At 69.8% G+C, this 23,636-nt stretch carries 14 protein-coding genes and 2 pseudogenes; 6 read left to right on the forward strand and 10 right to left on the reverse strand.

Annotated features, from left to right (window positions below):
- Positions 1–580: 580 nt before the first annotated feature.
- The 4 genes and pseudogenes from ACZ4VL_RS35065 to ACZ4VL_RS35080 all read right to left on the reverse strand — a co-directional run.
- On the reverse strand, positions 581–1,057 hold the full coding sequence (locus tag ACZ4VL_RS35065; protein ID WP_468208363.1) for a CAP domain-containing protein: 477 nt from the start codon (positions 1,055–1,057) through the stop codon (positions 581–583).
- A 470-nt stretch (positions 1,058–1,527) separates the two neighbouring features.
- On the reverse strand, positions 1,528–3,030 hold the full coding sequence (locus ACZ4VL_RS35070) for a SulP family inorganic anion transporter (RefSeq protein WP_468208364.1): 1,503 nt from the start codon (positions 3,028–3,030) through the stop codon (positions 1,528–1,530).
- Positions 3,031–3,627: 597 nt separating this feature from the next.
- On the reverse strand, positions 3,628–4,641 hold the full coding sequence (locus ACZ4VL_RS35075; RefSeq protein WP_468208401.1) for a cytochrome P450: 1,014 nt from the start codon (positions 4,639–4,641) through the stop codon (positions 3,628–3,630).
- A gap of 240 nt (positions 4,642–4,881) precedes the next feature.
- Positions 4,882–6,270: pseudogene (locus tag ACZ4VL_RS35080) on the reverse strand (NAD(P)/FAD-dependent oxidoreductase); the annotation flags it as partial.
- 440 nt (positions 6,271–6,710) lie between these two features.
- Here ACZ4VL_RS35080 and ACZ4VL_RS35085 point away from each other — a divergent pair.
- Positions 6,711–7,268 carry a GNAT family N-acetyltransferase gene (locus ACZ4VL_RS35085; protein ID WP_468208366.1) on the forward strand — a complete coding sequence of 186 codons (558 nt, stop codon included), beginning with the start codon at positions 6,711–6,713 and terminating at the stop codon, positions 7,266–7,268.
- 69 nt (positions 7,269–7,337) lie between these two features.
- Here ACZ4VL_RS35085 and ACZ4VL_RS35090 read toward each other — a convergent pair whose 3' ends face one another.
- Complete coding sequence (locus ACZ4VL_RS35090; RefSeq protein WP_468208368.1) at positions 7,338–8,507, reverse strand: cytochrome P450; 1,170 nt, start codon at positions 8,505–8,507, stop codon at positions 7,338–7,340.
- 1,138 nt (positions 8,508–9,645) lie between these two features.
- Between ACZ4VL_RS35090 and ACZ4VL_RS35095 the strand changes: the two genes are divergently transcribed.
- A complete protein-coding gene (locus tag ACZ4VL_RS35095; protein ID WP_468208369.1) occupies positions 9,646–10,302 on the forward strand; it encodes a class I SAM-dependent methyltransferase in 657 nt (218 codons plus the stop codon).
- On the opposite strand, the gene ACZ4VL_RS35100 is transcribed toward ACZ4VL_RS35095, so the two are convergent.
- From ACZ4VL_RS35100 to ACZ4VL_RS35110, 3 genes are all read right to left on the reverse strand, one after another.
- Positions 10,272–10,808: a hypothetical protein gene (locus tag ACZ4VL_RS35100; protein ID WP_468208371.1), complete on the reverse strand. Its 537-nt coding sequence runs from the start codon at positions 10,806–10,808 to the stop codon at positions 10,272–10,274. The genes ACZ4VL_RS35095 and ACZ4VL_RS35100 overlap by 31 nt on opposite strands.
- On the reverse strand, positions 10,805–12,088 hold the full coding sequence (locus ACZ4VL_RS35105; protein WP_468208374.1) for a molybdopterin-dependent oxidoreductase: 1,284 nt from the start codon (positions 12,086–12,088) through the stop codon (positions 10,805–10,807). The genes ACZ4VL_RS35100 and ACZ4VL_RS35105 overlap by 4 nt, the downstream gene beginning before the upstream one ends.
- Before the next feature lie 428 nt (positions 12,089–12,516).
- Complete coding sequence (locus ACZ4VL_RS35110) at positions 12,517–13,350, reverse strand: enoyl-CoA hydratase/isomerase family protein (protein WP_468208377.1); 834 nt, start codon at positions 13,348–13,350, stop codon at positions 12,517–12,519.
- Positions 13,351–13,472: 122 nt separating this feature from the next.
- Between ACZ4VL_RS35110 and ACZ4VL_RS35115 the strand changes: the two genes are divergently transcribed.
- Complete coding sequence (locus ACZ4VL_RS35115; RefSeq protein WP_468208379.1) at positions 13,473–13,862, forward strand: winged helix-turn-helix transcriptional regulator; 390 nt, start codon at positions 13,473–13,475, stop codon at positions 13,860–13,862.
- A gap of 155 nt (positions 13,863–14,017) precedes the next feature.
- On the opposite strand, the pseudogene ACZ4VL_RS35120 reads toward ACZ4VL_RS35115, so the two are convergent.
- Positions 14,018–14,311, reverse strand: a pseudogene (locus ACZ4VL_RS35120) (transglycosylase family protein); the annotation flags it as partial.
- A gap of 724 nt (positions 14,312–15,035) precedes the next feature.
- Between ACZ4VL_RS35120 and ACZ4VL_RS35125 the strand changes: the two are divergent.
- A complete protein-coding gene (locus tag ACZ4VL_RS35125; RefSeq protein ID WP_468208382.1) occupies positions 15,036–16,004 on the forward strand; it encodes an L-threonylcarbamoyladenylate synthase in 969 nt (322 codons plus the stop codon).
- Between the two features lie 19 nt (positions 16,005–16,023).
- Here ACZ4VL_RS35125 and ACZ4VL_RS35130 read toward each other — a convergent pair whose 3' ends face one another.
- Complete coding sequence (locus ACZ4VL_RS35130) at positions 16,024–16,665, reverse strand: carbonic anhydrase (protein WP_468208385.1); 642 nt, start codon at positions 16,663–16,665, stop codon at positions 16,024–16,026.
- A 230-nt stretch (positions 16,666–16,895) separates the two neighbouring features.
- On the opposite strand from ACZ4VL_RS35130, the gene ACZ4VL_RS35135 reads away from it, so the two are divergent.
- Both ACZ4VL_RS35135 and ACZ4VL_RS35140 read left to right on the forward strand, forming a co-directional pair.
- Complete coding sequence (locus ACZ4VL_RS35135; protein WP_468208387.1) at positions 16,896–19,181, forward strand: catalase; 2,286 nt, start codon at positions 16,896–16,898, stop codon at positions 19,179–19,181.
- Positions 19,182–19,526: 345 nt separating this feature from the next.
- Positions 19,527–23,582, forward strand: coding sequence for a HAMP domain-containing protein (locus ACZ4VL_RS35140; protein ID WP_468208389.1), 4,056 nt, complete (start codon positions 19,527–19,529; stop codon positions 23,580–23,582).
- Positions 23,583–23,636: the final 54 nt, after the last annotated feature.

Genomic DNA, 23,636 nt, shown 5'->3' on the forward strand with positions numbered 1-23,636 from the left:
CCTCGAACTGCTCCCGCAACCGCTCGGGGTACGGGCCGTACCTACCGATCGGCAGGTATGGCTCGATGAACTTCCACTGGGCATTGGTAAGTTGCTGCGAGTCACGACCCCAGTCCTACCGGGTCCCACCCCGCGAGGAGGACAGAACCCGGGAACTGATCACGACATCACACAGGCCCTAGTTCGGCTTGTTTCAGCACCACCGGTTCGCCTTCGGGCGGCGGCATGACCGTGAACCTGCCGCAGGCCGTGAGAGCAAGGGCCATGGCAGCCAAGATCAGCGAAGCACGGCGGTAACGCAACACACTGCACCCCCAGCGCGTTCCGCAGGCCGCATGCGCGACCAATGGGCTCAAGAACGCATGCCGTACCCTGACACAGCATTTGAACGCGTTCAAGCCGTAGTTGTCGGCGTCCGCACCCCCGACCGTCCACCCGCCCCCGGGAACCGCCGCGCACCGGCACCACCCCACTCGCCGCGGACAACAGCGCCGGTACTGCCGGGGGCTGCAGTGTGGGTAGTCTTAAGCCCTGCGGCGCTCACCCGTCGGGGGGGGGATCCTTCGTCAGAGGAGCTGCGTCACGCCGGCGTCCCGAAGACCTGCACTGCGTAGTTGCCGCTGACGTCGACACCGGTGTCGACGAATGCACAGTTGATCATGTTGGCGTGGTGGCCCGAGCTGCCTACCCACCAGTCGAGGGCAGCCTTGGCGTCGGTGCTGCCGTTGAACATGTTGTCTCCGAACATGCGCGCGTTGTAGCCCGCATCCTTGATCCGCTGTTGGGCGGAGGAGCCGTCGGAGCCCGTGTGGGAGGTCAGGTGGTTCTTGGCTGCGTCTTCCGCGAAGGTCTGGGCGGCCTTGGCGAGTTGCGCGTTCTCCTTCAGGGCGGAGCAGCCGTTCTTGGCGCGTTCGGCGTTGACCAGTTCCAGGATCTCGCTCGGCGTGGCGGTTACGACGCTGGGCGCGGTGGCGGGGCCGACGGCCGTCGCGGCGCCGGCCGCTCCGGTAAGCACGAGCAGGGGAGCCGCGCAGGCGGCGGCGCAGAGACGGCGCATTCGTATGGCGGTCTGCGTGGGAAGGCCCTCCATCGGAAGGTGTCAGCGAAGAGCCCCGGGGCGCCGTGGGTCCGCGAGGACCCAGCGCTCCTGGGCCTGTACAGCGGCATCGCCCGTCTCGCCTCAGCCGGGGGCGGGCGCCACGATCACGACAGGCGACGGTCCGGAAGACCCCCTGGTGAGCGGCGGCCGCGTGAATCGCCCGGACGTCCGCGTTCCTTCCTCCCATCCACCGTACGCCCGCTGCATCCGGCCCACGAGTCCAGCCGGAGCGTGTGGCCACCGCACCGCTGTCGCCTCAGGGCCTACGTCTGACGGCTCGAAAGTGCTCGGCTCCACCTGCGAGGACGGCTTCGGCTACAGCGGGTGGGAGCAGCCGGTCAGTGTGGGGCCGTTCCTTCCGCCGGGGCGGCCGCGTCGGCGAGGGCGACACCGAAGCATGCGCCGAGCGTTGTGATGGGACGTGGGCGTCAGGCAGCCGAGGTGAGTTCGCCGCTGAGGGTGTTGTGCAGGGTGGCGCTGGACTCGTTGAGGCCCGTGATTTCGACCGTCTTGCCGCGCTGGGCGTAGCGGTGCTCGATCGCGTCGAGCGCCGCCACCGAGGAGGCGTCCCAGATGTGGGCGGCGGAGAGGTCGATGACGATCCTGTCGGGGTCTCCGGCGTAGTCGAAACGGCCGACGAGTTCGTTGGAAGAGGCGAAGAACAGCTGGCCGGTGACGGCGTAGACGACCTGGCTGCCGTCCGGGTCGGTGACCGCGGTGACGTCGGCGAGTCGGGCCACGCGCTTGGCGAAGATGATCACCGCGGTGACAGATCCCGTGACGACGCCGATTGCGAGGTTGTGGGTGGCGACGACGCACGCCACGGTGACGGCCATAACGGTGATCTCACCTGCGGGCATCCGCTTCAGCGTGCCCGGTGCGATGGAGTGCCAGTCGAAGGTCGCGAAGCAGACCATCACCATGACGGCGACCAGGGCGGCCATCGGTATGTCGGAGACGATCGGTCCGAAGACGACGCACAGCACCATCAGGAACGCGCCGGCGAGGAAGGTGGACAGGCGGGTCCGGGCGCCGGAGACCTTCACGTTGATCATGGTCTGGCCGATCATGGCGCAGCCGCCCATGCCGCCGAAGAAGCCGGTGACGATGTTGGCGATGCCCTGACCGATGGCCTCCCGGGTCTTCGACGAGCGGGTGTCGGTGATCTCGTCGACCAGTTGTGCCGTCATCAGGGACTCCATCAGCCCGACGAGCGCCATGGCGAAGGAGTACGGGGCGACGGTGGCCAGGGTGTCGAACGTGAACGGCACGTCGGGCAGCGCGGGTACGGGCAGCGAGGCCGGCAGGGCGCCCTTGTCGCCGACGGTCGGCACGGCGATGCCCGCGGCGACGGTGATCACCGTGAGGATCACGATCGAGACCAGCGGGGCCGGCACCGCGGTGGTGATCCTCGGGAAAAAGACCATGAGCGCCAGACCGGCCGCGAAGAGCGGGTACACGGCCCACGGCACGTTCCGCAGTTGCGGCACCTGGGCCATGAACACCAGGATCGCGAGGGAGTTGACGAAGCCGACCATCACCGAGCGCGGGATGAACCGCATCAGTCTGCCCACGCCCAGCGCACCCAGCACGATCTGCATGACCCCGGCCAGGATGACCGCGGCCACCAGGTACCCGAAACCGTGCTCCCGGTTGAGCGGGGCGATGACCAGGGCCACCGCCCCGGTCGCCGCCGAGATCATCGCGGGCCTGCCGCCCACGACGGCGATCGTGACGGCCATGGTGAAGGAGGCGAACAGCCCGATCGCCGGGTCCACCCCGGCGATGATCGAGAAGGAGATCGCCTCCGGAATCAGCGCGAGCGCGACCACCAGGCCGGCCAGTACCTCGGTGCGCAGCACCTTCGGCGACAGCCAGGACGGGCGGCGGGAGCGCAACCGGGCGGGAACGGAAACAGGGGAATCGGGCAAGACGAGCAGACCTGTCGGGCGGGCACACCGCCGGCAGGCAGGCGAGCGTACGGGAAACGAGACGATCCTTCAGAATACCGGCGCTGCGCGAGGAAGGTCACGGCCCCTGCGGACAGTGGGCGCGTACCCTACGGCCAAGGCTTTGCCCAGCGGATCAGCGAGCAGCTCGGCGCGCGGTGGGAGACCACCGGATGCGGCGCAGGGGTGGGCGCTGGCCCCCGAACTGTACGGTCGGGTACGTCCCGCCCGGCGCGGGTCAGCGGCGTCGGTGGGCCCCATGGGTGGCCGACGGCTTCGGCTACCGCGCCGAGCTCTACGCGTACGCCACCGCACCCGCCGTCTCCGCCAGCCCCGTACTGGAGACCACGCCCGACCTCCCCGAGACCTGGTAAGGACTCCCGACCGCCCTTGATGCCCCGGCCCCAGTGACCACCTTCCGGGAGGCCGTACGGGAAGAGTTCCTCCGCCGGCGCGTCCCGCGGTTCACCGGCCACAGCGGCGGAGGTCCACTGGTCCACCGGGCACGGAGACTTCCACTGGGCCAACCCCACTGCCTGCCCGCACCGCTCGTCCTCGACTGTGCCCTTGGCTGCCGCGTCAACCGTCGCCCTGCTCGATCTCCAGATGGATCGGCCCGCGCAGCACGGGGCTGGGCCGGTACGGCGGCGGGTCGCTGACCATCCTGGGTCGGTCGAGTCGGCGTACCAGCTCGGTCAGCGCGATCTGGACCTCGCGGCGTGCCAGTGGGCCGCCGAAGCACAGGTGAGTGCCGTTGCCGAAACCGAGGTGCTGGTTGTCGCGCCGGTCCGGGTCGAAGCGGTCGGGATCGTGGAAGCGCTTCGGATCGCGGCTGCCTGAGGCCAGCATGAGCATGATCCGCGAGCCCTGGGGGATCACGGTGTCGGCGACGGTGATGTCGCTGTACGCGGCCCGCCAGGGAATGATCTGCACGGGGGGCTCGTAGCGCAGGAGTTCCTCGACCAGTGGCGCGATGAGGTCCGGTTCGCCGCGTAGTCGTTCCAGGATCTGCGGGTGGCGCAGCAGCGTGAGCACGCCGTTGGCGATGAGGTTGGCGATGGTCTCATGGCCGGCGATGAGGAGCAGTCTGGCGGTGGCGACGATTTCGTCGTCGGTCATCCGCCCGTCGGGCCCGTCGTCGTTGGCCAGCCGTGACAGCAAGCCGTCTCCCGGCCGGCCGTGGCGCTGTTCCACCAGCTCACCGAGGCGCTGGAAAAGGTACTTGCGGGCCTGTACGCCCTTGTCCAGCTTCTCCTTGGGGTCGGTCTCCGGGTTGTAGTCGATCGAGTTCATGATGTCGTTCACCCAGAGGTGGAACCTCGGCTCGTCCTCGCGCGGCACACCGAGCAGGTGACAGATCACGGTCACGGGAAACGGGTCGGCGAAATCGTCGACGACGTCGATCTGCTTCTTGCGCGCCAGGTCGTCGATCAGGCTGCCGACGGTGGCGGTCAGGAAGCCGTCGAGCCCGGTCACGAGCCTGGGTGTGTGGGGGGGTCCGAACTGGCGTGTCGCCATCCGCCGCAGGCGGTCGTGCTCGGGCGAGTCCATGTGGATGAACGACGGCGGGGGCCTTCCGTCGGCCGGGGGCATCGGGGGCGACAGATTGCTCAGGTCGGAACTCAGATGCGGGTCGTTCAGTATGTCCGTGATCTCGCGATAGGTGCTGATGACGTAGCTGCCGTCCTCCTGCCGGGCCACCGGTGTCCTGCGCAACTCGGCGTACAGCGGGTAGGGGTCGGCCCGGGCAGAGTAGTCGTAGATGCGTCGCAGCGTGTCGGCCGTCCCGGTCGTTGCCGTGCCGCCCACCTTTCGCCGATGCCGGTGTACGGCCGTGACGCGCCGTTCACCGGGGGTACGGCCTGTAACGGCCATCGTGGCGTCTCGGGCGAGCCGGGCGGGGTCGGGGAAGTCGACGGGCACCGGTTTGCTGCCGGCCGGCTGGTCGGGCGTGGGGCAGGGCGGCGGGAAGGGCGCGGCCGTCTCGATCAACCGTTGGTAGTGGTCCAGCGGTTTGCCGTTGTTGAAGCTCACGGCGGCTGTGACGCGGCCCTGGTAGCCGTATGCGGTGACGAAGCGGTGGTCGTCCAGCGATCCTTGGACGACGGCCACCTCGTCGGCGAAGGCCGGCAGGCCGACGGACTTGATGTTGACGCCGAACTGGAGCGACCAGAACCGCGGGATGGACCGATGGGGCCGGTGGTCGGCCGGGTCGCTGACCATGTTGTGCGCGGCGACCTCGGCCTGTTCCACAGCGTTGGCCCAGTGCTCCAGTGCGACGAGCCGGTAATCGTAGAGGGGGTGCGGCCAACACGCCACGTCACCTGCGGCGAAGACGTCGTCGGTGACGCGGCCGTTGATGTCGAGGGCGCGACAGCCCGTGTCACAGGTGATTCCCCACACGCCCGCCGCCAGTCCGCAGCCCTGGAGCCACTCGGTGTTGCGGATGCTTCCGAGTGCCACCACCGCGACATCGGCGTCGACCGTACTGCCGTCGGCGAAGTGGGCCCGGCGGAACCGTCCCTGCGCGTCGCCCTCCAGCCGGGTGACATCGACACCGCAGCGCAGGTCGACGCCGTGCGCGCGCTGCAGGTCGGCCGCCACCTCGCCGATCGTGGTGCCGAGCGCACTGACCAGCGGGGCCGGCGCGAGTTCGGCGACGGTCACCGGGATGTCCCGCTCGCGGCAGACGGAAGCGATCTCGGAGCCGGTGAATCCTGCACCGATGACCAGCACCCGAACGGGCTCGGCGGCCAGGGCCCGCTGCAGGCTCTCGGCGTGCTCGCGCGTGTGTACGACGAACACGCCCTCCAGGGCCGTCTCGGACTGGGCGAACCAGGGCCGTGCCCGTACCCCGGTCGAGATCAGCACCCGGTCGAAGGGAATCTCGCGTCCGTCGGTGAGACGCACGTGGTGCGTCGCGAGGTCCAGCCCGTCGGCGGGCACGCCCAGCAGCCACTCCGCGTCGATGCCGCGACGGCGCGGCAGCGTGGTGCCCGAGGCCGGCACCCGTCCGGTCAGGACTTGCTTGGACAGGGGAGGCCGGTCGTAGGGCTTGCACGGCTCGTCACCGATCATGGTCAGCGATCCGGTGAAACCCTCGTTGCGCAGCGCCTCCGCGGCCCGCAGCCCCGCCAGCGACGCCCCGACGACCACGATGCGGCCGTCGCGCCTGAACGCACGGAGGCTGTCGGCACCGCCACCGGCACCGGCACCGGTCATGACGCCGACACCTCGGCGGCGGGTGCGTACCGCGCGTCGTCGGGGTCCAGGTCGTACACGAGCGCTCTCTCGCCGTACACCCGGAACGTCCGGGAAAGATCAACGACAACTTTCACCCCGACCTCCACAGGGAGCTGGGAGCTGAAGGACCTGAAGGCGTCGCCACTCCGGCGCGCGGTGAGAGGGATCCTGCCGCTGCCCCCACCGCCGCGAAGCGCGAGGGGTTGCACTGTGCTCGTCGGATCTTCCTGGCAGGGATCGATCGTCGCGGTTGAGGCGAACCGCGCCTGACCAGGGGCTTTCCCCCTGACAGCTGCATCTTGGTTGTGTGAGTGGCGCTCATACCGTCAGAGAATCAGCGTACAGCGGCACCCGTACCGGCGAGTCAACTGCGGTGTGCCTCTCGGTCTCGTGCGCAGGGCAGCGTGATCAAATGGGGCATGGCATCGTCCTGGACCGGTGATCGGGTACGTCTGCGCGCTGTCGAACCCGACGACTGGACAGCGTTCATGCGCTTCGCCGCCGACGACGGACGGCGAGGGAGTCGGCTGGATCTGCCGCGGTCCGCCGAGAGCTATCGCGTGTGGGCGAAGGAGCAAGCCGTTGCGGAGTGCGACCACGACCGCTTCCGGTTGGCAGTCGAAGAGACGACCACGGGAGAGCTGGTCGGCACCGTCGGCTCGCATCGCACCGGCCCTTGCTCGGGCTGGTTCGAGCTTGATGTCACGATCAGCGCCGACCACCGGCGCAAGGGCTACGCGACAGAAGCCGTAGCGTTGCTGCTGCGCTTCATGTTCGCCGAGCGGCGGTACCACAGGTGTCTGGCAGCGATCCTCGCCGACAACGAGGCATCGCTGGCGTTCTTCCGTCGGCTCGGCTTCACCGAGGAAGGGCGCTTGCGCAAACACGTCTTCTTCGCCGGGCGGCACCACGACCTCGTCATGATGGGCATGCTCGCCGACGAGTTCGACGAGCGCCACGCGACGAGCCAGCCATGAGCTCGCTTTCGGCTTTTCGCTGGTGGAGCCGGCCTGCCACCGGGAGCGGGACCGACAGCGGCGTTGCCTTCAGCCGCGGGGGGTGGCGCGCAGGCGCAAACCGACAGTGGCAAGACCTTCGAGGGTGGTGACCTGGTAGCCGGGTTCCTGCCCGGGCGGCTCGCTCAAGTGGTAGCGGCAGGCGGTCTGCGCAGTCAGGAGCGTCAGCATCGCCATGGCCAGAGCGGTTCCTTCGCAGCCGTGCGGACCGGTACCGAAAGAGAGGAAAGTCCCGGGTTTCGCCAGCGAGCCCGAATCATCGAGCCAGCGCTCCGGCAGGAACCGGTCCGGGTCGGCATGCTCCCGTGCGTCACGCTGAGCGGTGTAGGGGCAGACGAGAACGGTGGCCCCGGCGTCGATCGTGTAGTCGCCGAGCTGAGTCTGCCGTGGGGCGCGCCGCGTCAGCAGCCAGCTCGGGGGATACATCCGGAGCACCTCACTCACCAGGGCCTGGGTGTATTGCAGGCTTCCGAAGTGGGCGCTGGTCGTCGCGGCCGGGTCCGCGGGCAGCGAGGAGGCTTCGGCCGCCACGCGGCTCGCCGCCTGCGGGTGCCGGGCCAGATGGAGCAGGATCCACCCGGCTGCCCGGGCGGGGGTCTCGAAGGTTGCGACCGTGATTCCGGGGAGCGTATCGAGGATGGCCTCTTCCGGCAGCAGGCCGTAGCGAGGGGAGGGCCGGAGCATCTGCCCCAGCACGTCGTCACCGAGCCGACCCGATGAACGGCGTCGCCGGACGACGGACCGCAAGGCGTCGGTGAAGGCGACTTGCTGTCGGGTACGGAAGCGCCGTGTCGGCGTGGGGACCCAGCGTGGCCACACCCAACGCGAGGGGCGTACGAGTACCTCCCGGACCAGGAAGAGCTGCGCGGCATGGGGCAGCAGAGCGGGAGCGTCTTCGGAGAACAGATAGCTCACGCCGATCTCCGCCAGGGCGTGCCGGAGCGGGGGAAGAACCTCGACGTCCCGGCCGGTGGGCCACTCGTCAGCAAACCGAGCGGTCCGGGGCGCGATCTCACCAAGCCGTGCTGCAACCGCCTGCGCACGCAGTCCATGCATACGGGCGGCATGAGCGTGCGCACGCTCTTCGGGCGTCGGCACTCCGCTCGACCGCTTCAACGGCGGGAACAGAGGCGAGGACGCCTTGTGGAAGTCCTGCGCGCGGCGCAGAACCGCTTCACACGGCCCGGCCGCAGCGGCCACGTAAACACCTGGCTCCAGCTGCCAGATGTCGCCACACTCTCCAGCGCCACGACGCGCCAGTCCCAGCCGGTCGCGGCTCCAGGCCGCGAAGCTGCCTCCGGGCAACCGCGGCGGCTCATTCCTTCGGCCCATGAGATCGCCCCCGACTATCGCACCCGTCCAGGCCAGGGTCGTCGTCGGCACCGTGACCGGGAACCGGCGGGCGCCCAGGGGCGTCCGCCAGCAAATGCGGTCACTCAGAGTCGTCGCCGTACACCTCCCAGTCGTGGAGCCCGTAGGCACCGTAGTGGCGGGTGAAGGACAGCTTGCGAAGCAGCTTGGCGATCACGATGCACTCCTTTCACCTTTCTGAGTCCTTAGCAGTCAAGGGTTCAGAGAAGAAGTTCCCCGCTCGCGCCAAATGCCACATATGCAACATAATGATACATCGTCACATTCGGGGTATTCGCATCGGCTCCGAGCGAGAGACGGCTCTCCTGCTCAGTACCCGGGTTTGGCCCTGCTCGCGGCCGTGTGGCCGACGTCGCCCGCACCCTGGAGGGCGAGCGGTGGCTGCGCGACCGGTTGAAGGCCGGGCCGCTGGACAGCACCGGCCTGGCAGCAGAGCCCGCCTTCGGAGCTCGCGGGCCGCATGGTCGGCCAGGGTTCTGCGCGCCCCAATCACCGAGCCGCCGCCCGAGCGGGCACGAGCCCCCGGCCAGCGGCGCATGCCGATCACCGTGCCGCAGAAGGCCCAGAGACGGCCCCTGACGGCCCCGCCGCACCCTCGGCTGGATGATGCGCCGACCGTCTCGCAGGACCGCGCTGCGCCGGTCGGGGTGGCCCTGGAAGAGCGGGCGCGGCGCGGGCCCGGCGGGCGGCACCCCGTGAGAGACCACCCCGCCGCCGGCCCATCCGCGGCGATGCCCCGCAGGCCGGCTGGCCACGCCAGTGGCACCCGCAGGCCACCCGACCCCGAACGGAACCGGTCGATCACCCCCACCTCCCCCAGCACCGCCAACGGCACCGTTCCCGGTACCGTCAGCCGGCCCACCACATCGGCCCTCCTGGTCCACCGTCGGGACGGGGCATACGGTCCGATCGGGTGGATTCCACCTCCCCCGGAACACCCCGTCGCGCCGTGGGCGAAACATGGAGGGTGACCGCCCATGACTCCGATGGATGGAACAGCGGCCCGTACGCGGCGGCGATCCACTCGCAGCAGGGTGATCTTTCGCTGCGCGACGCCCAGGGCTGGTGTCTCCCGCTGGACCTCGGGCGGTGGCGTGCGGGGGCGGACGTCAGCGACCGGGCCGTGCTGCGGCGGTGCAGGGGACGTGTGCTGGACATCGGCTGCGGGGCGGGCCGGCTGGTGGAGGCGCTGACCCGTCGGGGGCACACCGTGCTCGGCATCGACGTGTGTCCGTCGGCGGTCAGCGCGACCGTCTCTCGAGGCGGCGCCGCACTGGAGCGGTCGGTGTTCGATCCGCTGCCCGATGAGGGCGGGTGGGAAACGGTACTGCTGATGGACGGCAATATCGGCATCGGTGGGGACCCCCGCAGACTCCTGCTCCGGGTCGGCGATCTGGTGCACCGGCAGGGGCTGCTCCTGGTGGAGACCGCTCCGGAAGATGTGGACGAACGCCGCCGGGTCCGCATCCACGCGGGTCACGGACCTGTGAGCGCGGCCTTCCCCTGGGCCGCCGTCGGCACTGCGGCACTGGACCGTCACGCCCGGGCCTCGGGGTGGACGGCGACCGAGTGGTGGTACTCCACCGGAGGCCGTCACTTCGTGGCCCTGCGCGCCCGCGCCTGAACCCGCGCGGCATGTCTGGCGGCCCTCGTCCCGCGCCACATCCTGACGAGAAGGACAGCTGCTGAGGCTGCGAAGAGGCCTGCTGTGATCAACAGCCAGCGCGCGAGGAACCCGTCTGCGGGGAGGGCCGTGGTCGCGGTGAAGTGATCCACCTGACGGAGGATGAGGGGCCACCAGACGAGCAGGAGCACACCGGCGACGAAGGCGGGCACGCGAACGTGGTTGACGCCCGCGCGCACCACGGGGACTCCGACGCCCGAGGCACTCCCGAAGGCCGCCTGCACAGCCCGGTCCGTCACCGAGTACAAGGGCAGCAGCACCAGGTCGTGGAGGAGCGCCGCCCCGACGAACCAGAGGGCCACGCCGAGGGTGTCGCCCTTGAGGAGTCTCAGGCCCGCGTAGACGGCGAGGGCGAACGAAGCGAGGACGAGGAGCAGGTGCAGCGGGGATGCGCCGTAGCAGCGGCGGAACGCGCCGGTGGCCGCCTCCGACAGGGGGGACCTCATGCCGGCTTTCCGAAGGTGAGGCGGGTGACCCACTTGGTGTTGTGCACGCCGGGGGCTCCGGGGACGATCACTCGGGCAGGGTAGCCGTGATCGTGGGAGAGCACGGCACCGTTGACGCCCACAGCGAGCAGCGAGCGGGCATCCCGGGCCTGGTTCTCGCGCAGGACCACCGACCTGAACGACCCTCCGCGCTGCACCGACTCCACGAACACCTGCGGGGTGTTCGTGCCGAGCCCGACCAGGGCGGCCAGGTCCGTGAGACGGACCCCCCTCCAGTGCTGGTCGGAGGTCGACCAACCCTCCACGCAGGCGATGGGCAGGGACGACTCGTTCTGGGGCAGGGCCAGCAGCTGGTCGTACGTCAGATCGACCTGCCGGCCGGCGCCCCGTACGGTCAAGCGCCAGGCGGGGCCGATGTCGCTGGGCCGGATGCCGACCGAGGCAGCGGTCTTGTTGATCTGGAAGCCGTTCGGCCCGGAGCCGGGGTCCTGTCCGCGCGGCGCGAGGAGCGCCGTCTGCCTGAACCACCCGCCCACGCTCTGCCCCACGGTGACCGCAAGCAGCACCAGGGAGCCCAGCCCCACCATGCCGAGCGCGCCCCGACGTGAGATCGTCGGCGCCGCCGGACGGGGCGAGACCAGTCCGGCCGCGTCCTCCGTGCCGGCCGCCGGCTCGCCCAGCCGGTGCCCCACCGCGCGCAGCGCTCTGCGCAGTCGGAAGGCCACATGGACCACGAAGGCACCGATGAAAACCCAGGCCCCGTAGAAGTGCAGCGTGTAGAAGGAACCGGGGAAGATGTAGTGCAGCTGCACGTTGAGGATGCCGGTGACGAATTCGAAGCCCGCGCCTCCCACCAGCAGGAGCAGGGAGAGCCGCTCGATGCCGTGCGCGGCCGACCGTACGGGCGGCCACTCGAACAGCTTGGGAATCACCGACCACAGCTTGGCCAGCAGCACCGGTACGAGCACGATCCCAAGCGTGACGTGGACCCCCTGGGTGACGCGGTAGAGCCAGTAGGGGGACGTCGGCCAGGGGAAGAGGTAGAACCCGAGCCACCCCTTGTCGGGCGTCTGGTCGTTCACCGCCGCCAGATCCGGGTTGTACGCCGCATACGACACCAGGCCCGTCACGAAGAGAACGGTGATCCCGACCAGCAGGATCAGCCCGAACACCGCCGTCAGCCACGGCCCCCGCAGCGGGCTGCGCCAGAACTCCGGCCGGGAGGGACCAGGCGGCGGTCCGGACGTCCGTGCGCGCTCCAGGGCCGACCGAAGGCGCACCCCGTGCACCCCCTGGTCCTTCGGCGAGGGCCGCGGTGTTTCTTCCGGACCGCTCTGCCCGCTACCGCTCGCACCCAAAGGACACCTCCGCAGACTCCCGTAAACGAGGGCTTACGGGACATCGCCCGTCGAGGAGAACATGCCGCACCGAAGCCGCGAGGGTCCCGTGACACGCCAGCTCCGAAGGAGCCTCGCTGACCTTGGCTGGCACCCGGCGCCGGTCGTACAGGGCGCGGCCGCCGGCGCCGAACTGGACGAGCTCGGAGACCAGCGCGGCGCCGGTCTGGGGCGGCGGTCGCGGCGGCCTCCCCGGTCGTACTCGGCGCGGTCCGGCGCCGCGACCGTCTTGGCCTCGCACAGCCCGCACAGCCCGCACAGCTTCGGGTACCACGGTTGCATGGTGAACACGTGGGGCCCTTGTCCGAGCGTCACCCAGCCAGCCCCCGGAGCAGACCCTCCAGATCACGCTCGCCCTCACGGGTTTGGGCGCCGTTGGCCAGCCCGCCGCGGATCAACCGCTCGGCCGCGGGCCGAACGAACTGCTCCGCCCAGGCCTCGTGCTCCCGCAGGAGCCCCTCGGCCAGGTCCTCGGGAACGATGGCGCGCTTGGCCGCCGCGATCACTCCCTCGGGCAAAGCGGCAATGTTGCGGGCGAGGCGGTCGACGATGCCGTCGAGCTCGTCAGCGGGAACGGCCCGGTTGACCCAACCGTAGCGCTCCGCGGTTTCCGCATCGTAGAGGTCGGCGCCCAGCACCGCCTCCAGGGCTCGATTGCGGCCGACCCGGCCGGCGAGGTACTGCGTGCCCCCTCCACCGGGGACGATGCCCATGAGAGCCTCGATCTGGCCGATCCCGGCACGACCTATCGCCGCGAACGCCATGTCCGCGGCTGTGACGAACTCCGCCCCGCCCCCGCGCGCCGTGCCGGCAAGCTTGACGATGGTCACCTGGGGCTGGTGCCGGAGCAGTTCCCCCAAAGCCTGGAAGACGTTGACTCCGTCCGGAAGGTCGGCCGCGAGCTCGTCGAAGGCGTCCGGCGTGTCGACGAGCGTCATGTCGACATGGGCGATGTAGAACTCCGGGCTGGCACTGTCGAACACGATCACCCGCACCGAGGCGTCGTCCCTCAGCACGGTCAACAGGTGCCGGAGGTCGGCCATCATGGCGGCGTTCAGGACGTTGACCGGAGGGTTGTCGAGGGTGACGCGGGCGATGCCGTCCTCGCGGCGCACCCGCAAGGTCGCGTAGACGTCGTGGTTCACAAGGTTCTCCGATCGGTACCTGGTATGCATCTAGGTTCCTGACGCATACTTACGGTCCTGTGGGGGGCGACCGACGTCAATAACGCACTTTCGGCATCGCAAGGATCGCGAAGGATACCGACATGGCCATTTCTGAAACCCGTGCCGACGCGGGCACCGACACCGTCTACCGGTCCGACTGTCCCAGCCGCCCGATCCTCGACCAGATCGCCGACAAGTGGTCGATGATGGTGATGGCAGTCCTTGACGAGCCCACTCGGTTCAACGAGATCAAGCGCCGCCTTGAGGGCGTGACCCAGCGGGTCCTGACCCAGACCCTGCGCCGCCTGGAGCGCAACGGGATGATCGTGCGGCGCGTGCTGCCAACCTCCCCGGTCGGGGTCGAGTACTCCCTCACCCCGCTCGGCGAATCCCTGCGGGAGCCGTTCGGCCGGTTGTACGAGTGGACGGTCCACCACGCGGACGAGATCCGGGCGCACCAAATCAACTACGACCAACGCGTTCAAAGCTGAGAAGGCGCACCCGAGAACCCATCCTCCTGAGCCGACTCGCCCCGTGGACACCACTTCGGCGTCCGGGGCCGCAAGAAACCCGTGGTCCCCACGCCGGCAGGGTGCAGAAATGTCATGCCCGCAACCGCGGCTGCACCCGCTGCCCATCACCGACGGGCACAAGCCCAAGCGCCCATGCCCTGCATCGCGGCCAACTTCCGGGCGGTGGCGATCTGCTCTTCCCTGGTGGCAAGGTCGGCGCGAGCAGCGTAGGTGGTGCCGCCTGCCGCCTGCCAACTCGACTGGCTGAACTGCAGACCACCGTAATGACCGTTGCCTGTGTTGGCACGCCAGTTGCCGCCGGACTCGCACCGGGCGATGGCATCCCAATTGACCCCGGGTTTGGACAGGTGGTCGACTGCATGAGCGCTGGAGGCAGTCACCGCCATGAGCTGGCACACTGCGGATGCGCACAACAGAGACCACGCGATGTGCAGGGTCCGGGGGCGTACCTGGGAACGGGACACAAATCCTCCTTCGTCGTACGGCAGCCGGCCGACCGGCAATGTCGGTCCGCCGGTGCGGCCGTGCAGCGGCACGCGCATCACAACACGATGTGCCTGTGACCCGGTGGCTTGGGGGCAGGAAGTCGGAGGGGGCCACCGATTTGGCCTCGCAGCACTCGCTCGGTTTCCGCAGCACCGGGCTCGTCGCCGGTGGGACTCCGCCCAGCCCCTGTGGTCGCCGGAAAGCATGCGGCTACCAGGAGCGTGGGGCGCTGGCCTGCACGTAGGCGGCATCGACGGCCATCGCCTGGCCAGAGGCTGGCTGGATGAGGGGCCGTGCGAGACCGAGGCGCCGTGTTGACGCCGGGCGTGTCCTCGCCGGCACCGGTGGCGTTGGTCAGGTGACGCGCGCGGGCAGAAAGAGGCCTTCCTGCACTGGTGCAGGTCAGCGCCCCGGGCCTGCTCGGCACCGAGGTCGCAGCACGTTCGGCCCGGTACCCTCCGGGCGCGTACAGGTGTTGGCTCGGCCGGGAACTTCACCATGTGCCGATGTCGAGCATCCAGGGCCAGGGGGCGACCGTCCGGCCGGTCGGCATGACGGGGCCTGCAGGGCGAGCTCTTCGTCGTTCTACGCCGGCGAAATGGTGGACGTGAGCTCGGAGCGGAGAGGAATACCAGGGTGACGGCAATGACCAGTGACATCGAGAGGGCGGTTGGTGTGCTGCGCGCCGGGGGGTTGGTGGCTCTGCCGACCGAGACCGTGTACGGGCTGGGCGCCAACGCCGAGGACGCTACGGCCGTCGCACGGATCTTCCAGGTCAAGGGGCGCCCGTCCTCCCATCCGCTGATCGTCCATATCGGCAGCGCGGATCACCTGGACGACTGGGTCCAGGAAGTGCCCGCGACCGCGCGTCTCCTGGCGGAACGCTTCTGGCCAGGACCGCTGACGCTGGTCCTGCGGCGCGGCCACCGGGTGCCCCTCGAAGCGACCGGCGGGCTGGAGACAGTAGCCGTGCGCGTGCCCGACCACCCCGTCGCCCTAGAACTGCTGTCGGTCTTCGGCGGTGGTGTCACGGCGCCGTCCGCCAACCGCTTCGGTTCGGTCAGCCCCACCATTGCGGACCATGTCCGAGCGGAGCTCGGTGACGGCGTCGACTTCGTGTTGGACGGTGGGCGCTGCGAGGTCGGCGTCGAGTCGACCATCGTCGACGTCACGGGCGAGGCCCCGACCATCCTTCGGCCCGGCGGAGTGACGCGTGAGGACCTGGAAGCGGTACTGGGGCGCCCGGTCGCGGTCTCCGGCACGAGCGGTGTCCGGGTGCCGGGCCAGCATCCGTCGCACTACGCGCCGCGGGCGCGGGTCGTCCTCGCCGAGCCGGAGAAGGTCGTCGCCGAAGCCGAGCTCGCACAGGAGCTGGGGCACCAGGTGGGGGTCCTTCTTCCCTCCTCGCTCGCCAGCGCGCCGGTCAAGGCGCACGCCGTGGTGGCGCTCCCCCCTTCGATGGACGCCTACGCGCACGGGTTGTACGGGTTCCTGCGCGAGCTCGACCAGCAGGGCTGCGACCTCATCGTCGCGTCCTTGCCAGTGGAGGAAGGGCTGGGGCTCGCGATCGCCAACCGGCTCCGCCGGGCCGCGGGACCCCGGCCCTCTGCGTGAACGGCCGTGGCCGGGGCAGTCAGGAAGCGGTAGCGCCCGTTGCATCGAAGCCGCGGGAGGCGACGAACTGTGCGCTGCCGTCGGCCAGCCGATAGGACAGCCCCACCACGCCGAGGCGGCCGTCGGCCACCCGCTCGGCCAGGATGCGGGAACGTTCCAGCAGCAGATCCACGGTGTGCTCGATGTGCTCGGCCAGGATCTCTTCGGCGGTCTCGCGTCCGGCGGCGCGGGCCGCCAGCACGCTCGGGGTCACCCGTTCGACCACGTCACGGACGAAGCCGCCCGGCGTGTTCCCGTTCTCCAGGGCGGAGCAGGCCGCGGCGACGGCGCCGCACGAGTCGTGGCCGAGGACGACGACCAGCGGCGCGTTGAGGACGCTCACGCCGAACTCGATGGAGCCGAGCACTTCCGTGCCGGCGACGTGCCCGGCGGTACGCACCACGAACAGATCGCCCAGGCCGCGGTCAAAGATGATCTCGGCGGCGAGCCGGGAGTCGGAGCAACCGAACAACACGGCGAAAGGCTGCTGAGACGGTGCGGTCTCGGTGCGGCGGGCGGCGTCCTGGTTCGGATGCTCGGTGGCTCCGGAGACGAAGCGTTGGTTGCCCGCCAGGAGCAGCTCGAAGGCGTCGCGGGGCGTCGGGGTCTTGATCTCGGTCATGCCCCGCAGCCTACGAGGCGGCATCAGCCGTCGCAGCGCCTGGGCCCGCCGGACGGCCCCCGGACAGGCGGCGCTGCCTCCGTGACCAGCACTCCCCACCCCCACCTGGTGTGAGACGGGCGAGGCCCGCGACGCACCAGCGATGCCTTGTGTTGTGGACATGGACCTGTTTGGAAGTTTCTGGATGAGGTCACACGTGTATCACCCGGTTTCCGTGTCCTGGAGATGTGATGCCAGAGAAGAACCCGTTGAAGGCAGTGACCGAGAAGATCGCCGATGCCATGCAGGGTGGAGGGGCAGAGCGTGGGGGCCCTGAGGAGGGGATTCCGGGCAAGCCCGGCTTCGCGTCTCCTCAGCTGACCGAACCCGTCCAGCCGGTCGAGCCGCTGCCGCCGAAGGCGGACCAGAGGGGCCCGGAGACCGTCAGTCCGACCGGGCAGCCCACCGGCGACGAGCAAGCTCGCATGGCCCAGAGCGGCGCGCACCTCACGACCGCGCAGGGCACGCGGCTGTATGACACGGACCACTCGCTCAAGGCCGGTCCGCGCGGGCCGGTGCTGCTGCAGGACCACCACCTGCGCGAGAAGCTCATGCACTTCGACCACGAGCGGATCCCCGAGCGCGTGGTCCACGCCCGTGGCGCGGCCGCCCACGGCGTCTTCCAGTCCTACGGCACCGGGGCAGTCGTCTCGAAGGCTGCGTTCCTCGCCGCTGACGCCGAGACGCCCGTGTTCGTTCGGTTCTCCACCGTGCTCGGCTCCCGCGGTTCCGCCGACACGGTGCGCGACACCCGTGGCTTCGCCACGAAGTTCTACACCGAGGAAGGCGTCTTCGACCTGGTCGGGAACAACATCCCGGTGTTCTTCATCCAGGACGCGATCAAGTTCCCCGACATCATCCACGCCGGCAAGCCGCATCCGGACCGGGAGATCCCGCAGGCGCAGAGCGCCCACGACACGTTCTGGGACTTCGTCTCCCTGCACACCGAAGCCACCCACCACACCCTGTGGAACATGTCCGACCGGGGGATCCCGCGCTCCTTCCGGATGATGGAGGGCTTCGGCGTCCACACTTTCCGCCTCGTCAACGCACAGGGCGTCACCACGCTGGTGAAGTTCCATTGGAAGCCCAGGCTGGGCGTGCACTCGCTCGTCTGGGAGGAGGCCCAGATCCTCGGAGGTGTCGATCCCGACTTCCACCGACGTGACCTGGCCGACGCCATCGAGGCGGGCGCGTTCCCGCAGTGGGAGCTCGGGATCCAGACCTTCCCCGACACTCCGGATCAGATGTTCGAGGGCATCGATCTCCTCGACCCGACGAAGATCGTTCCGGAAGAACTGGCGCCGGTGAAACCGCTCGGTCTGCTGACCCTGAACGCCAACCCGTCGAACTTCTTCGCCGAGACCGAACAGGTCGCCTTCCACACCGGCCACCTCGTCCCCGGCATCGATCCGACCGACGACCCGCTGCTGGCCGGGCGCATGTTCTCCTACCTCGACACCCAGATCACCCGGCTCGGCGGACCCAACTTCCCGCAGCTTCCGATCAACCGCACCCACGCGCCCGTCAACGACACGCTTCGTGACGGCATGCACCAGACCGCCGTGCACCGCGGCGTGGCGCCGTACCACCCCAACAGCCTCGACGGTGGCTGCCCCTTCTTCGCCGGCGCCGACACCGGTGCCTTCATCGAGGTACCCGTGGAGCTCCCGGCCGCACGCAAGGTCCGCGAGGCCCCCGCCTCCTTCGACGACCACTTCTCCCAGCCGCGGCTGTTCTGGCTGAGCATGAGCGCGGTGGAACGCGAGCACATCATCGCCGCCTACACCTTCGAGCTGTCCAAGTGCTACGAGCAGGCCGTCAAGGAACGGGTCCTGCAGACGCTGGCCAACATCGACGGTGAGCTGTGCGCCGAGGTCGCCGCCGGGCTGGGGCTGTCCGCACCGGCGGCCACCGAGACGCTCGCGGACGCCAGCCCCAGCCCGCGCCTGTCCCAGATCGGACGGACCTGGCCGCTGGACGGGCGGATCATCGGCATCGTCACCGATGCCGCCAGTGACCAGGCCGGCGTGACCGAGGTCCGCCAGGCCGTCCTCGACGCGGGCATGGTTCCCCTGGTGATCGCTCCGGTCGGCGGCCGCCTGGACGGCGACGGAGTGCCGGTGACCGTGCAACGCACCTACGCGGCCGCACGCTCGGTCGAGTTCGACGCGCTGCTGTTCGCCGGCGTGCCCGCAGCGGGAGCAGACGCCTACGGCGCCCGCGACGCGAAGGCCGCCGACCCCAGGACCGCCGCCGGCGACCCCCGCGTCCTGGCACTGCTCACCGAGGCGTACCGGCACGGCAAGGCCGTCGGCGGCTGGAACGGTGCGGAGCGGCTCTTCGAAGCAGCGGGGATCCGAAACGGTGAGGCAGGCGTCGTCATCGCGGACGACGGACCGGCCGCTCTGCGCCAGCTCTCCGAACTGATGGGAAGCCACCGCGTCTGGGCCCGCTTCCCCGCCCCCGCTGCCTGACCCCCGGGCGCCGGCCGGTCGTGGCCGGCCGGCGCCTCAGGCTCGAACGATCCGGCCACAAATAGGGAGATGATGTCAGCCACGGCCGCGGCTCCTTCTGGTGGAGGGCGGTCCGTCGTGACCGCCGATGCGGTGCGTATCTGCGGAACTCGCGCATCCGTGCCTGCTCGTAGCCGGGAAGTGCGGCCCGATCCGGGCTTATTCCCTCCCCTGACCGGTGGGGTAGCCTCCGGATCGGTACAGGCCCTCGTCCTGACCGCGAGGGGCGGCTCACGGCCGCCTCCGCTGGGGACGCGCAGGATCGAAGCCGGCCATTGGCCCGGCGTTCTACGGAGGCGACGTTCGATGGCTGGCGCGACACCGCCCGACGAGAGTGCGGAACTGCCCCAGAGGGCCGGGGCCGGTGCTGCCGGGGCCGCCCAGGTGGGCGAGCCGGAGCTGCGGCTGCTGCTGGCCGGGCTCACGGCCGTACGCGACGGCGACTTCGGCATCAGGCTGCCCGGTGAGGCGGACGGTCTGCTGGGCGAAATCTCCAGCGTCTTCAACGGCATGGTGGACCAGCTCTCCCGCTTCACCTCGGAGGTGACCCGCGTGGCCCGCGAGGTCGGCACCGAGGGCCGGCTGGGCGGCCAGGCGCAGGTGCCGGGGGTCTCGGGCACCTGGGAGGACCTCACCGACTCGGTCAACGCGATGGCCGGGAACCTCACCACCCAGGTCCGCGACATCGCCCAGGTCGCGACGGCCGTCGCCACGGGCGACCTCTCACAGAAGATCACCGTCGATGCGCGCGGTGAGTTTCTGGAGCTGAAGGACACCGTCAACACGATGGTGGACCAGCTCAGTTCGTTCGCCGGCGAGGTGACCCGCGTCGCGCGCGAGGTCGGCACGGAGGGCATCCTCGGGGGCCAGGCCGACGTTCAGGGCGTCTCCGGTACCTGGCGCGACCTCACCGACTCGGTGAACTTCATGGCCGGCAACCTCACCAGCCAGGTCAGGGCGATCGCCCAAGTGGCCACCGCCGTGGCCCAGGGCGATCTGTCGCAAAAGATCACGGTGACCGCGCGCGGGGAGATCCTGGAGCTCAAGGACACCATCAACACCATGGTGGACCAGCTCTCCGCCTTCGCGGACGAGGTCACCCGCGTCGCCCGCGAGGTCGGGACCGCCGGTAACCTCGGCGGCCAGGCCACCGTCCGCGGTGTCTCGGGCACCTGGAAGGACCTCACCGACAACGTCAACGTGATGGCCTCCAACCTGACGGGCCAAGTCCGCTCCATCGCGCAGGTGGCCACCGCGGTCGCCAGGGGCGACCTCTCGCAGAAGATCACCGTCGAGGCCAAGGGCGAGGTGGCGGCCCTCGCGGGCGTCATCAACACCATGGTCGACACCCTGTCGGCGTTCGCGGACGAGGTGACGCGCGTGGCCCGCGAGGTCGGCACCGAGGGCATCCTCGGCGGCCAGGCCCGGGTGCCGAACGTGGCGGGGACGTGGAAGGACCTCACGGACAACGTCAACTTCATGGCGCACAACCTGACCAGTCAGGTGCGCAACATCGCACAGGTCACCACGGCCGTCGCCAAGGGCGACCTCACCCGCAAGATCGACGTGGACGCCCGCGGCGAGATCCTGGAACTCAAGACCACCATCAACACCATGGTGGACCAACTGAGCTCCTTCGCCGCCGAGGTGACCCGGGTGGCCCGCGAGGTCGGCAGCGAGGGCCGGCTCGGCGGCCAGGCCGAGGTCGAGGGCGTCTCCGGCACCTGGAAGCGGCTCACCGAGAACGTCAACGAGCTCGCCGGCAACCTGACCCGCCAGGTGCGCGCCATCGCCGAGGTCACCAGCGCCGTCGCGGCGGGCGACCTCACCCGCTCCATCACGGTCGATGCCTCGGGCGAGGTCGCCGACCTCAAGGACAACGTCAACTTCATGGTGGAGTCCCTGCGCGAGACCACCCGGGCCAACGAGGAACAGGACTGGCTGAAGACCAACCTCGCCCGCATCTCCGGCCTGCTCCAGGGCCAGCGCGACCTCGGCCTCGTCGCCGAATCGATCATGGACGAGCTGACCCCGCTGGTGTCGGCCCAGTGCGGCGCCTTCTACCTCGCCGAGGAGGACGAGGAGGGTACCGTCCTGCAACTCGTGAGTTCCTACGCCTTCCCCGCCGGTTCCCGGCCGAACCGGTTCCGGCTCGGCGAGTCCTTCGTCGGCCAGGCCGCCCGCAGCAAGCGCTCCATCGCCGTCGACGCCCTCCCGGCGAGCTACCTGGCCGTCTCTTCCGGGCTCGGTCATACCGAGGCGCTGTCGTTGATCGTGCTGCCGATCGTCGTCGAGGGACAGGTCCTCGGCGTGATCGAACTGGCTTCCGTGCGCCCCTTCGCCCAGGTCCACCAGGACTTCCTGAACCAGCTGATGGAGGCGATCGGGGTGAACGTCAACACCATCATCGCGAACGCCCGTACCGACGAGCTCCTCGGTGAATCCCAGCGGCTCACGGCCGAACTGCGGGCCCGGTCACAGGAGCTCCAGGCCCGGCAGGAGGAACTCCAGGCGTCCAACGCCGAGCTGGAGGACAAGGCCGAGCTGCTCGCGGCGCAGAACCGCGACATCGAGACGAAGAACCTGGAGATCGAGCAGGCCCGCCAGGAACTGGAGGAGCGGGCGCACCAGCTGTCCCTGGCCTCCACGTACAAGTCGGAGTTCCTGGCCAACATGAGCCATGAGCTGCGCACCCCGCTCAACAGCCTGTTGATCCTGGCCCAGTTGCTCGCGCAGAACCCGACGCGGAACCTGACGGCGAAGCAGGTGGAGTACGCCGGCATCATCCACTCGGCCGGCTCGGACCTGCTCCAGCTCATCAACGACATCCTCGACCTGTCCAAGGTGGAGGCGGGGAAGATGGACCTCACCCTCGAGACCGTTTCCCTGGCCAGGCTGCTCGACTACGTCGAGGCCACCTTCCGGCCCCTGACGAGCCAGAAGAGCCTTTCGTTCGTCGTCCGCACCTCCCCGGAGGTCCCGTCCGAGCTGGTCACGGACGACTACCGGCTACGCCAGGTCCTGCGCAACCTGCTGTCGAACGCGGTGAAGTTCACCGAGCAGGGCGGCGTCGAGCTGCACATCGAACCCGCTGACGAGGCCCGGGTTCCCGAGCTCGCCCGCCGGGGCGGCGGCCCCGTGCTCGCCTTCCGCGTGACCGACACCGGTATCGGTATCGCCCCGCAGCACCTGGAGTCGGTCTTCGGCGCCTTCCAGCAGGCAGACGGCACCACCAGCCGCAAATACGGCGGGACGGGACTCGGCCTGTCCATCAGCCGGGAGATCGCCTACCTGCTCGGCGGGGCCATCACCGCCGAGAGCACCCTGGACAAGGGCAGCACGTTCACCCTCTACCTGCCCGTCGCACGCCCCGACTCCGCCGATGCGGTCACGGCGAGGACGCAGCGGGAACTCCAGGCCGCGAGCGCCTCGGACCCGGTCGTTCGAGGGGCGGGCCGGGAGCCGGAGCCCGCCGCCGCCCTCCCTTCCCTCCCGGGGCCGCTCCAGCGGCGCCGCCTCCTCGTGGTGGAAGCCCGGCCGGGCGGCCTGCTGTCGCTCGTGGCGGAGAACGCCGTCGGCGACCTGCCCCGCCACGGTGACCCCGCGGCCGGGCACGGCGTAGAAATCATCACTGCCGTCGGCGCCCAGGAGGCGGCGGCCACCCTGGCCACGAACCCCTGCCACTGCGTCATCCTCGATCTGGATCTGCCCGACGGCGCGGCCGCCAGCCTCCTGGAGGAGATGGAGCGGGACCCCTCCCTGCACGGCGTCCCGGTGCTGGCCCACAGCAGCCGCGGCACCGCGGCGCCCGACACGCGGCCGCTGCGCGAGCGGACCGGCTCCGGTCTGCTGGAACCCATCACCGGCCTGGACGAGCTGCGCGAGCGCATCGTTCTGCACATGGGTGCGGACCGGCCGGGCGACGTGCTGCCGCTCGTCCACCGGCCGGACACCGCGTCCCCCTGGAACCCCGACCTCGATCGCTCCCTGGCCGGCCGCACCGCTCTGGTGGTGGACGACGACGACCGCAACCTGTACGCCATCACCGGCATCCTCGAACTGCACGGTATGCGGGTGCTCCAGGCGGAGAACGGCCGGGCCGCCCTGGAGGCCCTCGCCCTGCACCCGGGGATCGACGTCATCCTGATGGACGTGATGATGCCGGAGATGGACGGCTACACCGCCACCGCCGCCATCCGGGCCATGCCCGAGCACAGCGGGCTGCCCATCATCGCCGTCACCGCCAAGGCCATGATCGGCGACCGGGAGAAGAGCCTGGCCTCCGGCGCCAGCGACTACATCACCAAACCCGTCGACGCGGACGAGCTGATCGGCCGGGTCAAGCGCCGGCTGGCCCCCTGACGCCGGGACCGGTCCACAGCAACCGAAGGACTGCGAGGAGCCCAAGCGTGCAAC

This window comes from Streptomyces sp. NPDC029014 (genome assembly GCF_055564695.1).

Coding starts and splice junctions, on each gene's coding strand:
- ACZ4VL_RS35115 (WP_468208379.1), top strand. CDS start 13,473: ATGGCCATTTCTGAAACCCGTGCCGACGCGGGCACCGACACCGTCTAC.
- ACZ4VL_RS35125 (WP_468208382.1), top strand. CDS start 15,036: ATGACCAGTGACATCGAGAGGGCGGTTGGTGTGCTGCGCGCCGGGGGG.
- ACZ4VL_RS35065 (WP_468208363.1), bottom strand. CDS start 1,057: ATGCGCCGTCTCTGCGCCGCCGCCTGCGCGGCTCCCCTGCTCGTGCTT.
- ACZ4VL_RS35085 (WP_468208366.1), top strand. CDS start 6,711: ATGGCATCGTCCTGGACCGGTGATCGGGTACGTCTGCGCGCTGTCGAA.
- ACZ4VL_RS35100 (WP_468208371.1), bottom strand. CDS start 10,808: ATGAGGTCCCCCCTGTCGGAGGCGGCCACCGGCGCGTTCCGCCGCTGC.
- ACZ4VL_RS35130 (WP_468208385.1), bottom strand. CDS start 16,665: ATGACCGAGATCAAGACCCCGACGCCCCGCGACGCCTTCGAGCTGCTC.
- ACZ4VL_RS35140 (WP_468208389.1), top strand. CDS start 19,527: ATGGCTGGCGCGACACCGCCCGACGAGAGTGCGGAACTGCCCCAGAGG.
- ACZ4VL_RS35075 (WP_468208401.1), bottom strand. CDS start 4,641: ATGCCCCCGGCCGACGGAAGGCCCCCGCCGTCGTTCATCCACATGGAC.
- ACZ4VL_RS35135 (WP_468208387.1), top strand. CDS start 16,896: ATGCCAGAGAAGAACCCGTTGAAGGCAGTGACCGAGAAGATCGCCGAT.